This window comes from Candidatus Thiodiazotropha sp. AKAK3, from assembly GCF_058244645.1.
In genome coordinates, this window is record NZ_JBSYOQ010000077.1 from 142,201 (window position 1) to 155,187 (window position 12,987).

The following is a 12,987-nucleotide window of genomic DNA, read 5'->3' on the forward strand; positions in this document are numbered from 1 at the left end:
CAGATAAACAGACGCAGAATAGTACACTGATTTTCTGGAAGATGTTTAAGAATAGCCCAATCGAAGCAGGATAAGCAGTTTTTCAATGCTTATGAAGAAGCAGCATGAAAGCAGTGCTGAATCCCCCATAATTCATAGAGTTAAATAGAATATATCAGCACAAAAATCACAATTTGTTTCAGAAATAGAAAAGGGGGAGTATTAACCCCCCCTTCTCTAATAATCGCTTGTCAGCTTAGCTGTTGTGTTTTTCAGCATCACTTTTAATCAGCTTATTAACCTTAAAGCCCAAGTAGACAATGATTACAACGCAAATCACCACGCTAATAATGGAACCCCAAAATACTGCGTCTCCGTTCATAGCAATCCCCTTATTTTATAACCGTGCAAGAGCTCCCTTCTCACACGGCAATGATGAAAAAATGCTTCTACCAGAAGGCTGTTTATTGACCACCACCGAAACGGTGAACATATACAGCAATCTTTTTGATGTCATCTTCAGATAAGCGACCACCAAAAGCCGGCATCTCAGCATTACGAGTTTTTGGCTCAGTGGCATCATTCACGCCATATGCAATGGTGTATTTGATGCTATCTTTCAAGGTCTCACCTTCAGCTGGCATAAAACGATAGATACCATCAGTCAGGTTTGCTGAACCGAGTACAGCCATACCCTTACCGTCCATGCCGTGACAAGCGATACAACCTTTCTGAGTGAAATTTGCATCAGAGGTTGGATTACCTGCCATGATGGCTTCAGCCAAACTATCAACTTCAGCATCGGAGAGGATCTTGCCGTGAGCGGTCATGATCCCCTTGCGACCCATAGTGATGGTCTGTTGAATAGTCTCGATGGCACCGCCGTAAAGCCAATCATCGTCAGCCAACACTGGGTAGCCTGGGCCACCTTGTCCACCACCGCCATGACATGCCGCACAGTTGTCACCAAACAGCACCTTCGCAGAAGCTATGGTGTATTGAGTCAGAGCAGGTGTCGCCAGAATCTCTTTTGCCGACATGCCCTTGATCTGGGTTTCGAACTCGGCTCGAACTGCTTCGACCTCGTCTACACCAGCCTTATACTCATCCATCTGACTCCAACCCATGACACCCTGTGTAGGCTCTTGACCTACAGGCCACATTGGATAGAGCACACCGTAGGCTATCCACCAGATCACAGAAGCCCAGAAGGCAATCATCCACCACCGTGGTGGCGGGTTACTAAGCTCCCGGAGGTTATCGTCCCATATATGTCCGGTATTGTTCTCACCCGGAAAAGGATTATTGTCCGCCATTTTTGTCTCCGCTATCAATTGCATCATCGTCCATTGGAATAAAGCGGTTCTTCTCCAGCTTTTCCCGATTTTTTGGACGTAGCGCGTAGAAATATACGACTACCATTAGTAAGAAGGTGACCACCGTCATGATCATTCCGATCCAGTCGTTGGTGGTCATAGCCTCCCAATTAGTTTGAAAGTACTCTTTCATAACTATTACTGACGGTAGACCTTGTTCTCGTCTAGAGCCGCCATGGTGCCTAAAACCTGTAAATAGGCGACCATTGCATCTTCCTCAGTCTTGCCTGCCAACTCAGCATTAGCGCTGGCAATATCCTCTTCGGTGTAAGGAACACCAATGAGTTGCATGACTTGAAAGCGTCTTGCCATATCCTTGCCTTCAACTGTATTTTCAGCCAGCCAAGGGTAGTTAGGCATAACGGACTCAGGAACAACCGAACGCGGTGCACGTAGATGCTTGCGGTGCCAGTCGTCAGAGTACTTACCGCCGAGACGAGCAAAGTCAGGACCGGTACGTTTGGAACCCCACTGGAAAGGATGATCGTACATAGACTCCGAAGCCAGAGAGTAGTGACCATAACGTTCCTTCTCATCACGGAAAGGACGTACCATCTGAGAGTGGCAGGTGTAGCAGCCTTCCCTTTGGTAGATGTCACGACCAGCCAGTTCCAAAGCAGTATATGGACGCATGCCATCACCTGGTTTATGGTCCTGCAGGGTCTGTCCTGCTTGACGTTGCCAGATCAGCTCAGGAGCAGTGTTATGCTCGAACGTGTTCTTCATAGTGAAGAGTGGGACGATTTCCACCAAGCCACCTACAGAGAGGGCCAAGGCCAGAATAATCAGGAGAAGCCAGATGTTTTTCTCCATCTTCTCCTGAAAGCTTACAGATTGGTTATCATTCGCCATTTTGCGAAACCCCCTTAGATTAAGCTGTAGCCGCAGCGGTGCGGGCTTGTTGCAGACTACCTTCGCTGGACGCTTTCACGACTGTCATGATGACATTGATCAGCATCAGCACGGCACCGAGCAAGAAGATCATGCCGCCTACTGCACGCATTGCGTAGTAGGGATGCATCGCTTCAACAGATTCCGCGAAAGTGTAGGCCAGAGTTCCGTACTCATCGTAAGCACGCCACATCAGACCTTGCATGATGCCGGATACCCACATGGCTACGACGTAGACAACCGCACCGATGGTTGCTGTCCAGAAGTGAGCATTGATCAGCTTCATGGACCACATTTCGGTATGGAAGGTACGCATCATCATATGGTAGATAGCACCGATAGCAACCATGGCAACCCAACCCAGCGCACCAGAGTGCACATGACCAACTGTCCAGTCAGTGTAGTGAGAGAGGGCGTTAACAGTCTTCAGTGACATGACCGGACCTTCAAAGGTGGACATGGCGTAGAAGGCCAGAGACATGATCATGAAACGCAGGATGTAGTCGGTACGTAGTTTGTCCCAAGCACCAGAGAGGGTCATCATACCGTTAACCGCGCCACCCCAGGATGGGATAATCATCGCCAGAGATACAGCAGCACCCAGTGAACCAGTCCAATCTGGCAGTGCGGTGTATTGCAGATGATGAGCACCAAGCCATACATAACCGAACATCAGAGCCCAGAAGTGGATAACTGATAGACGATAGGAGTAGACGGGACGTCCAGCCTGCTTAGGTACGAAGTAGTACATGATACCCAGGAAGCCAGCTGTCAGGTAGAAACCTACAGCATTGTGGCCCCACCACCATTGAACCATCGCGTCTTGGACACCTGCGAAGACTGAGTATGATTTAAACAGATCAACAGGAACAGCCAAACTATTGACAACGTGCAAGTAGGTGATCATCACCATCATACCCAGGAAGAACCAGTTGGATACATAGATGTGGGATGACTTTCTGGTAGCGAGCGTCATGATGAAGTTGAAAGAGTAAGCCAGCCAGACGACAGCAATCGCCAGATCTATTGGCCACTCCAGTTCAGCATATTCTTTACCAGAAGTAAGACCAAGAGGAAGTGTAACCACCGCAGAAACGATAATCAGATTCCAACCAAAGAAGACAAACCAAGCAAGCTTGTCACTCCAGAGTCTCACGCCGCAGGTTCGCTGGACACTATAGTACGATGTCGCCATCAACGCACATCCACCAAATGCAAAAATTACAGCATTGGTATGAAGCGGACGAAGACGACCAAAAGTTATGTATGGAATATCAAAATTCAAAATCGGCCATGCCAATTGGGATGCGATTATCACACCCACTAATGCGCCTACTACAAGGTAGACAACGGCCATGACGGTAAACCAGCGCACAACATCAAAGTTGTATTTTTGCTCGGCTGCGGCGTCCATGTACCCCCCTTAAACAAATAATTGAACGAAACTTAAAAGACAACATTTTTGGGAATGTCCCAAAAATACAACTGTGTGAAATGACACAATTGCAGCGTGACATATATCACTCTTAATTGGATCAGATGTCAATACGAAAAAGCCTATAAGTCGTCAAGACGCATCTCACGTAACCTATTGTTTAATTAAAATAATATGGGCATATCCTAGAAATTGACTCAGATCAAAGAAAACGGAATTAAACAAATTTACCTAGACTGAGCTGAAACCTGCAACAACAGTTGCTGACAAAGAAGTTTAAAAAGTAATTGGAATAAAAAAGACAGAGCAAAACAGTCGGATTTATTTATTGATAATCACTCTCAATAAAACATTTTATTGATGGGCGCATTCAATCTGCTTCTAATAATTTAAACGGAGGAAGAGTGTCGTCAAAAATATATAGAGTTGGGTATTTTCAACGTAAGGTTGTGACCTTCTCCAACTCCTCTGGATTGAGAACCCTTAGCATATGTTTTCTCAAGCCTATCAATCCGAAATTCTGAAACTTGGTCAATACACGACTCACAGTTTCTCTCGCTAATCCAAGATAACTGGCAATATCACTTCGCGACATGCTCAATGGAAGCTGATATTGAGGCATACCCCGTAGCCCGGAGCGCTTAGACAGGCTCAGTATAAAAGCAGCTATGCGTTGCTCTGCATTCTGTTGAATCAATGAGGTTGTCACCAGATGATTCACAACAACCTCCTGACCCAGCATGCGAATCAGTGCAGCTTGAAGCTTTTCCGTATCTTGACCGAAATGGAGTAGACGATTCACCTCTAATTTACAGACGCTACTCTCTTCCAATGCCCTCACAGCATATGAGTAGGCGTGATTGGCAATCCCTTCCGTACCAATCAAGTCCCCAGGCAGGAAAAAGCCAACCACTCTCTCCCTGCCTGAGAGATCCACACTTACCGCTTTGAATGCTCCGGATTTGATTGCAAATAGTGCGAAAAAGGGTTGGCCAGGTCGAAACAGTAGTGCACCGCGCTGAATCGGCTGGCGGCGCATGAGGATTGCTTCGGTTTGACAAAGCTCGTGCTTGCCGTAACCAAGCACTTCACAGAGTGGATCGAGGCCACAATCACGACAGGCAACCTCCAGGGCAGTTTTGTCATCCGCTCCAGCAGGTTCGCAGCATGACTGAACCATTGCTTCTACTTGAATATAGACTCAACGGAAAAACCATCCCGCTCGAGAATATCCCTTAAGCGGCGCAAAGCATCCATCTGTATCTGCCTGACCCGCTCCCGAGTAACTCCCAACTCGTTGGCAACCTGTTCCAGGGTGGAATTCTCATAGCCATGAAGACCGAATCGGCGCTCTACCACCTCTCTCTGCTTGTCATTCAATTTGCTCAACCAACGGTCTAAATTGGCATTCAGACCATCATTCTGGATATCCACTGTGGGATCCAGATTCTTTTCATCTGCAATGGTGTCGAGTAAGGGCTTGTCGGCATCCTTACCGAACGGTGTATCAACTGAAGTGACACGCTCATTCAACCCAAGCATACGTTTTACTTCGTCAATTGGACGATCCAGCAGATCAGCTATCTCTTCTGAACTCGGTTCGTGATCGAGGGTTTGGGCAAGTTTGCGGGCAGCCCTGAGATAGACGTTGATCTCCTTAACCACATGAATCGGCAGTCGAATGGTTCTGGTCTGATTCATTATGGCTCTTTCGATCGTCTGGCGAATCCACCATGTTGCATAGGTGGAGAAACGAAAGCCACGTTCCGGATCGAACTTCTCTACCGCTCTGATCAGGCCTAGATTTCCCTCTTCAATAAGATCCAGGAGTGCCAGACCACGGTTCATGTAACGTCTGGCAATCTTAACCACCAGGCGTAAATTACTCTCGATCATTCGTTGCCTGGCAGCTTGATCCCCTTTTTGAGCCAGTCTGGCGAAATAGACCTCCTCCTCAGCTGTTAGCAGCTTGGAGATACCGATCTCATTGAGATAGAGCCGGGTTGCATCCATCTGAGCATCACTGGCTTCAGCGCTCTTGGCTTTAATAGGTGCAGGGACATCAGGTTTCTCAACAACAGCCTCGGTCTCATCCTCCTCTTCAGGTAGGACGATATCAGTATCAACATCTTCCAGAACAGTATCGCTACCGCTCTCAGGTTCGTCCGATTCTTCAGGACTATTGCTCATCTCTCATCTCCATCGGTCAAATCATGCCTTCTGCGCTATTAACTTGCACCGTCGTACCCAGTTCAAACGCTAAGCAAGTCCACCTGTATAGTTATCTATTTTCTTGGTAACAGCGGCAGAGGATTTATCGGCTTCCCCTGTTTTCGAATCTCGAAGTGCAACACGGGTTGTCCTCCGCTGTTTGGTGAACCCATGTGTGCCACTATATCGCCTTTGGCGATTTTATCACCCTCTTTTACCAGCAGTTTTCGATTGTACCCATAGGCACTGAGGTAGTTCTGGTCATGTTTGACGATTACAAGGTTCCCATAACCCACCAAGCCACCACCTGCATAGACTACTCTTCCTGACTCAGCCGCTTTAATCGGCTGACCCAGTCGCCCGCTGATCCAGACTCCTTTTCTATTCTGATCTGAATTTGAAAAAGTTTGTGTCACTCTCCCCATGGTCGGCCAGGACCAGTCTAACTTGACCCTATTTTTCCGATGTGTGACTACAGTTTTCCTGGCAGGCGCCGGTTTGCTCTTAGTTTCTGTTTTTTGCGGCCGCTTTGGCGGTGTTTTTTTACCAGGGAGTGCGGGCTTCTTGCTTTTAGTAACTTTTACCACCGGTTTGGTAGCTGGTTGTTTTGGTCTCTTTGCAGATCGTGTTTCCGGCGGCTTTAAACGCAAGCGCTGTCCAGGATAGATTGCATACTTAGGGGCTCTAATCCCATTCCATGCCGCCAGCTGCTCATGCTCCAGATAGTAGCGCCAGGAGATGGAGTAAAGTGTATCCCCAGGCTGCACCAGATAGTAAGTCCGGGAAGACCTATGCCGCTGAGGCATTGATTGTTTTTTAGTGCTTAAGGCTGCTGACCGGTCTTGCGGATGGGTATTGATGCCCCGACTGTAAACTGGCGCGCTACCACTGGAAGAGCAGCCAATAAGAAGCATCAGCAAACTGAAGATCAGCGCGTGGAATGGAAAGATCAGATCAATCAATCCGAATCTGCTTTGCATAAGCAACCTAAAAGTTTGTCGCAAGACAGACTATCAGCCTCAATACCCTACCCATTCAGGATGACTCTGTCATTTCAAAAAAATGAACAATAAAACAAACGCCACTACCATAATCCAGCCCAGTCGATCTACATAGCGATGCAGCGCCCTCTCCATCCGCGCACCTCCCCAGGCCATCAGTGCAGCTACCAGGAAAAAGCGCGTGCCTCTACCGATACTGGATGCGATGAGAAAGGGCACCAGCGCCATAGCAACAACCCCGGCTGTAATGGTAAATATCTTGTAGGGGATAGGTGAAAACCCAGCGAGTAAAACTGCCCAGATCCCCCAACGCCCAAACCAATCCTTTGCGGCGAGATAGCCCTCCCAATAACCCCAATCCTGGAGTAGTGGTTCAACGAAATCGAAAGCAAAAACGCCGATAAAGTAACCAAACACACCGCCAATGACAGATGCCAGGGTAGTCAACCCTGCAAAAAACCAGGCTCTGGATGGCTCAGCCATACTCATTGGCGCCAGCATCACATCCGGTGGTATCGGAAAAAAAGAGGATTCGGCAAAGCTTAATCCAGCAAGATAGCGAGGTGCATTGGGATGCCTGGACCACACCATGGCCCGGGCATAGAGCGCTGAGAAGAGACGCACTAGATCATTCCTCCGACCAGAGGTACAAAATTTGCTGATTCCAACTCTTGCTTCTGAAAACCATCCTTTGTACGGATTATCCGAATCATTACTTGTCCCTGGTTGCTTTTAACTGGAATGATCAAACGCCCCCCAACAGCCAGCTGTTCAAGCAGACTCTGAGGCAATACTTCAGCTGCGGCCGTTACGATTATTCCATCATATGGAGAGTATTCCGGAAGACCAATCCCGCCATCGCTGTGTTTGAGACGGATATTTCTTATACCAAGTTCCCGAAATCTGATGCGGGCCTGCTCAAGTAAGGCTGATATTCTCTCAACACTATGAACACGCCGAACCAGTTGTGCCAGGATTGCACATTGATAACCGGACCCTGTACCAACTTCCAGCACCGTTTCGAGTGGCCCACCCTGTAATAAGGCTTCTGTCATCCGGGCAACGGTATAGGGTTGCGAAATAGTCTGACCATGGCCGATGGGGAGCGCCGTCTCTTCATATGCCCGACTGGCCAGCGCTTCATCCACGAAAAGATGTCGCGGCATATTGCGCACTGCCTCCAATACAGCCGTATTACGAATCCCCTTACTGCGCAATCTTTGCACAAGGCGCTCCCGAGTCCGTTGGGAAGTCATGCCGATTCCCTGGTGCTCTCGACGAATATTCATTGATTGAGCCACTCATCAACCTTTTCCAGCACACTATGCCGGGTGAGATCCACCTGTAATGGTGTCACTGAAACATAATCCTGACGCACTGCATGAAAGTCGGTTCCAGGCCCTGCATCCTGCTCTGCACCTGCTGGCCCGACCCAATAGATTGTTCGACCCCTGGGATCCTGACTCTTTATCACCGGCTCTGCTTTGTGCCGATGTCCAAGCCTGGTAGAGACGATACCCCGAATCTCTGAGTGGGGAATATCGGGTACATTCACATTCAAAATCACATTCTCATTCAGTGGCTCACTAAGCAGTTTTCTGACCAGGGTTTCAGCTACCCGTGCGCCGGTTTCAAAATAGCTGGGATTGTGTGAATTCATTGAAATGGCTATCGCCGGCAATCCCAGGAATCGTCCTTCAGTCGCCGCAGCAACAGTACCTGAGTAGAGCACATCATCCCCCATGTTGGGCCCTGCATTTATGCCCGATACAACCAGATCCGGCTCCTGCTCAAGCAAGCCGGTAATGGCCAAATGGACGCAATCGGTAGGTGTCCCGTCGACACGGATAAAACCATTCTCCATGGTCTGTACACGAAGCGGATTGACCAAGGTCAGAGAGTTACTTGCGCCGCTGCGGTCCTGATCAGGCGCAACCACCACAATCTCCCCAACTGTGGATAGCTGTTTGGCCAGCATCACCAACCCAGGTGCCTGGTAGCCATCGTCGTTACTCAGAAGGATATTCATAGGGGGCACAATATACTGGAAATAGCCGTCAGGCTCACCCTCCAAATCGACCTCTCTCAAACACGAGGATTGAGATTCCTCTCAACTGCTCCTAACATGCTCCTGTGTTGTGTCGTATCCAGATCAGTGAGACAAGCAATCACTATGCGAGACTACACTTGAGGAAAAATTGAGCAACGGCAAAATGAGCAAGCAGAGTGACAAACCGGATGACAAAGCCCTCTTTGTTGAAGAGTTAGGTGATGCCACACCACTGAAAGAATCCCGTATAGCCCCCTATCGGCGTCGATTGCCACCCAGGCCGTTGAATCTGCCAGTGGGTGATGAGGACGAATTACTCCAGGATCAATACTCAGACCAGGAGATTGAGACTGGCGATGAACTCTATTTCTCCAGACCAGGGGTACAAAACCGTCTCATGCATGATCTGCGTAGGGGCTATCTGGAGATTGGTGCCGAACTGGATCTGCATGGTCTGACCGTGCGCTATGCCAGAGCCGATCTGAACGATTTCCTGAAAAAATGTCAGCAGATGCGTATCCGCTGTGTGAGAATCATTCATGGAAAGGGTTATGGATCGGAAGGACGTCAGCCTGTACTTAAGCACAAACTCAATGTCTGGCTGCGCCAAAGAGAAGATGTGCTCGCATTCACCTCAGCCACACGACGGGATGGCGGGACAGGTGCAGCCTATGTTCTACTTCGAAATCCGGATAAAAGTTCACATAATTACTAGTGTGGTGTAACGTACAACTGTACCAATCAGCGAGATGCTAAGCCGTTAGCTGCTAGGCGCGGGGTGCCGGGAATGGCGCGCCCTTTCCAAGCCAGGCCACGATCTCATGATGCAAAAAAGTTGCCTGTCAGCATGGCTGATTATGATCCGGGCATTGAAATTCCACTTAACCTGAGTAAAATACTTGGTTATTACTCCCTGAATCCTGGGATTCAGCTAATTAAGCAGTACAAGTTTCATCAACACCAGATAGCGCCTCCCTAAGACTCGCAACTTGACTGCCCCCAACCTGAAAAGGCTGGGTACTATAGATATATAGGAGAAACTGACATTGGCAATAAGAATCAAGAGTCAGTGGCACGACGAGGATAGCGTTCGTTCCCCCGACGAAATTGGTGGTGCCATCGCATTTATTGCATGGCGTATCGCATTAGATAAAGCGATAACACTTCATGGCAAAAACTTTGTATATCACAATGATCAAGAACGGATTGCTGTGATTGCTGAATATCTGACTTATGAAGTCCAGATTGCTGATCGATTGATACACCGAATGGATGATGATAACCGGGTCGCCATAATTACCGCACTGGTAATGAAACTGGCCGATCACTATCGTGATAATGCAGCAGACCTGCTTGGCAACGATGACCACGCCAACCATTTTATCTCCCTGTTCAACGAACGCTCTACAGAATATGCAGAGTTCAACTTCAGCGAGGAGGGGCCCAGTTATCCATTTTTTCGCCATCTTGGTTTCCAGATCCAACAAGTAATGGGAGACGACGAACATGACAATCGCTGGGTGATCGATCAGGTGATGGATGTGGATGGGCCCGAAGTCTACAAACAGCTCTCCCGTGCGATCAGAAATCTCTTTGATTAGGAATACATCATGCGCCCAGCCCAACTGCTTACCATTCTTGAGCAAGAGTTCATCAGTACCCGCGCAGGTCACCATACCCCGGTAATGCTCTGGGGCCCCCCTGGAGTCGGCAAGTCCGACATGGTACGTGAAGTAGCCGAGAGCCATCAGGCACCGGTAATCGACATCCGCTTATCACAAATGGAGCCAAGTGACTTAAGAGGCATCCCTTTTCGTAGTAATGACAGGGTTGAATGGGCGATCCCCTCGATATTGCCTGCCGAAACTCGTCATGGGACCCAAGGTATCCTCTTCCTGGACGAAATCACATCTGCCCCCCCAACCGTCTCTGCTGCGGCTTATCAGCTGATTCTCGACCGTCGATTGGGTGAATATCAGGTACCTGACGGCTGGGCTATATTCGCAGCCGGCAATCGGCAAGGTGACCGGGGTGTCACCTACAGCATGCCGGCGCCACTGGCCAACCGATTTTCCCATTTTGAGGTAGAGACAAATCTAGATGACTGGGTTGCCTGGGCCTATCGCAACCATATTGATGAACGGATTATTGCGTTTCTCCGCTTTCGGCCAGAACTGCTATTCGACTTCGACCCTGCTCACAATCCGGTCGCATTCCCTTCACCCCGATCCTGGGAGTTTGCCCACCGGGCACTGCAGAAGTTCACCACTCACCCGCAACTGCTCCAAGGGGCGCTGCAAGCCTGTGTTGGACCAGCAGCGGGTATCGAACTGCATGCGTTCGTCAACAGCCTGGATAAGATGCCTGATCTGGATGCAATACTGCGTGGCGAGGAGGTGCCGACACCCGCTGAAATCGATTTGCAATATGCAGTCGCTTCCGCACTGGTTGGACGAGCTATCCGAGCCCATGAAGCAGGCAATGGCCAAGAGGTACATGGACGGATTCTTGAGTATGCCGGTCGTTTTCCTCAACGTGAGATGGGGGTGATGTTGGTATCTGACATGCACCGGGCTGTCGGTGAGGCACTCTTTAATGTTCCCCAGTTTAATGATTGGGCCCAGGCAGTCTCAGATGTCATGCTGTATGAATAAGATTTAAACACAAAGATGAACAGCTTCCTCAGAACTCCCCAGCTTCAGGGATCGCTAAACTGATGGATCAAGAAGAGATAGAGACCAAACTGGCTGCAGCTCGCACCAAACTGATTCTCGACAAGCCCTTTCTGGGAGCATTGGTGATGCGACTGCCGATGCAGGAGGCCAATCCTGACTGGTGTCCAACTACTGCTACTGATGCAAAGACCTTCTACTACAATCCACACTACATCGACCAATTGAGTCTGGACGAAACCCAATTCATGCTTGCTCACGAGGCGCTTCACTGTGCCCTCTCCCACTTCGCCAGACGTCAGCATCGCACCAAACTACACTGGGATATGGCCTGCGACTACGCAATCAACCCGCTACTAACTGGTGATGGCCTGAAACCCCCGCCTGGCTCATTGATGATGCCTCAATTCACTGGCATGACTGCTGAGGAGATATATCCCTGCCTGGATGAAAAGAACGATGATGAACCCCTGGACAATCATATCTACGATCAGGACAACACCAAGGGATCTGGCAGTGGCACCACAGAAAAGGATATGGCCAAAAACAACCAGCAGAGTGATACAGACCAGGAGGGAGACGAGCACAACAATCCGGAAAGCGGATCAGGCAATAGCTCTTCACAGCCACCACCACTGACACCGGATGAAGCAGAAACCCTGAGTATCCAGTGGCAGCAACGTATGGCAGGTGCAGCCCAGCAGGCGATGCAAGTCGGCAAGCTGGATGGCGCCATGGCCCGAATGGTAGACCACCTGCTGCAACCCCAACTGCCCTGGAGATTACTACTGGCCCGCTATATGACCGCATTGGCCAGGGATGACTTCAGCTATATGAGACCTTCACGCCGGGAGGGTGAGTTTATCCTGCCGAGTCTGCGCAGTAATCAGCTTGAACTGGTGGTCGCTCTTGATACCAGTGGATCGATAGATGACGAAGAGATGGGAGAGTTTCTTGCTGAGATCAACGCCTTGAAAGGACAGATGCGCGCCAGAGTTACATTGCTCGCATGCGATTCGACGATTGCAGAGGAAGCCCCATGGATCTATGAATCCTGGGATGAATTCCAACTTCCAGAGAAGATAACAGGTGGTGGCGGAACCAGTTTCAAGCCCGTATTCGAGTGGGTGGAAAAGCAGACATTGAGCCCAGATCTACTGGTCTACTTCACCGATGCAGAGGGCGCCTTTCCGGCACTTGAACCAAACTATCCGGTAATCTGGCTGGTAAAAGGTAAAGAGAAGACACCTTGGGGACAGCGAATCCAGCTGAACTAAAGATGTGGGTAGTGCAGTTGGTGGGGCTTCGCCCCACCCTTTATATCGACAGGTAGGGTGGGGCCATGCCCCACCAAATCGCGCTGGAAATTCAT

The 12,987-nt window shown here is 49.3% G+C and carries 14 protein-coding genes; 4 read left to right on the forward strand and 10 right to left on the reverse strand.

Features of this window, described 5'->3' with window-relative positions; all coding sequences use genetic code 11:
• Positions 1 to 443: 443 nt before the first annotated feature.
• The 10 genes from ccoP to surE form a co-directional block, all read right to left on the reverse strand.
• A complete protein-coding gene (gene ccoP, locus AC4IE7_RS20900) occupies positions 444 to 1,295 on the reverse strand; it encodes a cytochrome-c oxidase, cbb3-type subunit III (RefSeq protein WP_490778816.1) in 852 nt (283 codons plus the stop codon).
• Positions 1,282 to 1,455, reverse strand: a complete 174-nt coding sequence (locus AC4IE7_RS20905; protein WP_490778817.1) for a cbb3-type cytochrome c oxidase subunit 3 — start codon at positions 1,453 to 1,455, stop codon at positions 1,282 to 1,284. The genes ccoP and AC4IE7_RS20905 overlap by 14 nt, the downstream gene beginning before the upstream one ends.
• Positions 1,456 to 1,493: 38 nt before the next feature.
• Positions 1,494 to 2,207 carry a cytochrome-c oxidase, cbb3-type subunit II gene (ccoO, locus tag AC4IE7_RS20910; protein ID WP_490778818.1) on the reverse strand — a complete coding sequence of 238 codons (714 nt, stop codon included), beginning with the start codon at positions 2,205 to 2,207 and terminating at the stop codon, positions 1,494 to 1,496.
• Between the two features lie 19 nt (positions 2,208 to 2,226).
• The gene (gene ccoN, locus AC4IE7_RS20915) at positions 2,227 to 3,660 is read right to left on the reverse strand and encodes a cytochrome-c oxidase, cbb3-type subunit I (protein WP_490778819.1); all 1,434 of its coding nucleotides are present in this window, start codon (positions 3,658 to 3,660) and stop codon (positions 2,227 to 2,229) included.
• 457 nt (positions 3,661 to 4,117) lie between these two features.
• A complete protein-coding gene (locus AC4IE7_RS20920) occupies positions 4,118 to 4,861 on the reverse strand; it encodes a helix-turn-helix domain-containing protein (protein WP_490778820.1) in 744 nt (247 codons plus the stop codon).
• A gap of 5 nt (positions 4,862 to 4,866) precedes the next feature.
• Positions 4,867 to 5,871, reverse strand: a complete 1,005-nt coding sequence (rpoS, locus tag AC4IE7_RS20925; RefSeq protein ID WP_490778821.1) for an RNA polymerase sigma factor RpoS — start codon at positions 5,869 to 5,871, stop codon at positions 4,867 to 4,869.
• Positions 5,872 to 5,966: 95 nt separating this feature from the next.
• Entirely contained in the window at positions 5,967 to 6,872 is a 906-nt protein-coding gene (locus tag AC4IE7_RS20930) for a peptidoglycan DD-metalloendopeptidase family protein (RefSeq protein ID WP_490778822.1), read from the reverse strand.
• 69 nt (positions 6,873 to 6,941) lie between these two features.
• Positions 6,942 to 7,517: a YqaA family protein gene (locus AC4IE7_RS20935; RefSeq protein WP_490778823.1), complete on the reverse strand. Its 576-nt coding sequence runs from the start codon at positions 7,515 to 7,517 to the stop codon at positions 6,942 to 6,944.
• The gene (locus AC4IE7_RS20940; protein ID WP_490778914.1) at positions 7,517 to 8,155 is read right to left on the reverse strand and encodes a protein-L-isoaspartate(D-aspartate) O-methyltransferase; all 639 of its coding nucleotides are present in this window, start codon (positions 8,153 to 8,155) and stop codon (positions 7,517 to 7,519) included. The genes AC4IE7_RS20935 and AC4IE7_RS20940 overlap by 1 nt, the downstream gene beginning before the upstream one ends.
• 23 nt (positions 8,156 to 8,178) lie before the next feature.
• Entirely contained in the window at positions 8,179 to 8,922 is a 744-nt protein-coding gene (surE, locus tag AC4IE7_RS20945) for a 5'/3'-nucleotidase SurE (protein WP_490778824.1), read from the reverse strand.
• Between the two features lie 184 nt (positions 8,923 to 9,106).
• On the opposite strand from surE, the gene AC4IE7_RS20950 reads away from it, so the two are divergent.
• The 4 genes from AC4IE7_RS20950 to AC4IE7_RS20965 all read left to right on the forward strand — a co-directional run bounded on the left by AC4IE7_RS20950 (position 9,107) and on the right by AC4IE7_RS20965 (position 12,892).
• Complete coding sequence (locus tag AC4IE7_RS20950; protein ID WP_490778825.1) at positions 9,107 to 9,658, forward strand: Smr/MutS family protein; 552 nt, start codon at positions 9,107 to 9,109, stop codon at positions 9,656 to 9,658.
• A gap of 331 nt (positions 9,659 to 9,989) precedes the next feature.
• A complete protein-coding gene (locus AC4IE7_RS20955) occupies positions 9,990 to 10,544 on the forward strand; it encodes a hypothetical protein (protein WP_490778826.1) in 555 nt (184 codons plus the stop codon).
• Between the two features lie 9 nt (positions 10,545 to 10,553).
• A complete protein-coding gene (locus AC4IE7_RS20960; protein WP_490778827.1) occupies positions 10,554 to 11,597 on the forward strand; it encodes an AAA family ATPase in 1,044 nt (347 codons plus the stop codon).
• A gap of 62 nt (positions 11,598 to 11,659) precedes the next feature.
• On the forward strand, positions 11,660 to 12,892 hold the full coding sequence (locus AC4IE7_RS20965) for a vWA domain-containing protein (RefSeq protein WP_490778828.1): 1,233 nt from the start codon (positions 11,660 to 11,662) through the stop codon (positions 12,890 to 12,892).
• Positions 12,893 to 12,987 lie beyond the last annotated feature (95 nt).

Excerpts from the sequence above, each read along its gene's own strand:
- ccoP (WP_490778816.1), bottom strand. The coding sequence starts at position 1,295 with ATGGCGGACAATAATCCTTTTCCGGGTGAGAACAATACCGGACATATA.
- AC4IE7_RS20905 (WP_490778817.1), bottom strand. The coding sequence starts at position 1,455 with ATGACCACCAACGACTGGATCGGAATGATCATGACGGTGGTCACCTTC.
- ccoO (WP_490778818.1), bottom strand. The coding sequence starts at position 2,207 with ATGGCGAATGATAACCAATCTGTAAGCTTTCAGGAGAAGATGGAGAAA.
- ccoN (WP_490778819.1), bottom strand. The coding sequence starts at position 3,660 with ATGGACGCCGCAGCCGAGCAAAAATACAACTTTGATGTTGTGCGCTGG.
- AC4IE7_RS20920 (WP_490778820.1), bottom strand. The coding sequence starts at position 4,861 with ATGGTTCAGTCATGCTGCGAACCTGCTGGAGCGGATGACAAAACTGCC.
- rpoS (WP_490778821.1), bottom strand. The coding sequence starts at position 5,871 with ATGAGCAATAGTCCTGAAGAATCGGACGAACCTGAGAGCGGTAGCGAT.
- AC4IE7_RS20930 (WP_490778822.1), bottom strand. The coding sequence starts at position 6,872 with ATGCAAAGCAGATTCGGATTGATTGATCTGATCTTTCCATTCCACGCG.
- surE (WP_490778824.1), bottom strand. The coding sequence starts at position 8,922 with ATGAATATCCTTCTGAGTAACGACGATGGCTACCAGGCACCTGGGTTG.
- AC4IE7_RS20950 (WP_490778825.1), top strand. The coding sequence starts at position 9,107 with ATGAGCAAGCAGAGTGACAAACCGGATGACAAAGCCCTCTTTGTTGAA.
- AC4IE7_RS20960 (WP_490778827.1), top strand. The coding sequence starts at position 10,554 with ATGCGCCCAGCCCAACTGCTTACCATTCTTGAGCAAGAGTTCATCAGT.
- AC4IE7_RS20965 (WP_490778828.1), top strand. The coding sequence starts at position 11,660 with ATGGATCAAGAAGAGATAGAGACCAAACTGGCTGCAGCTCGCACCAAA.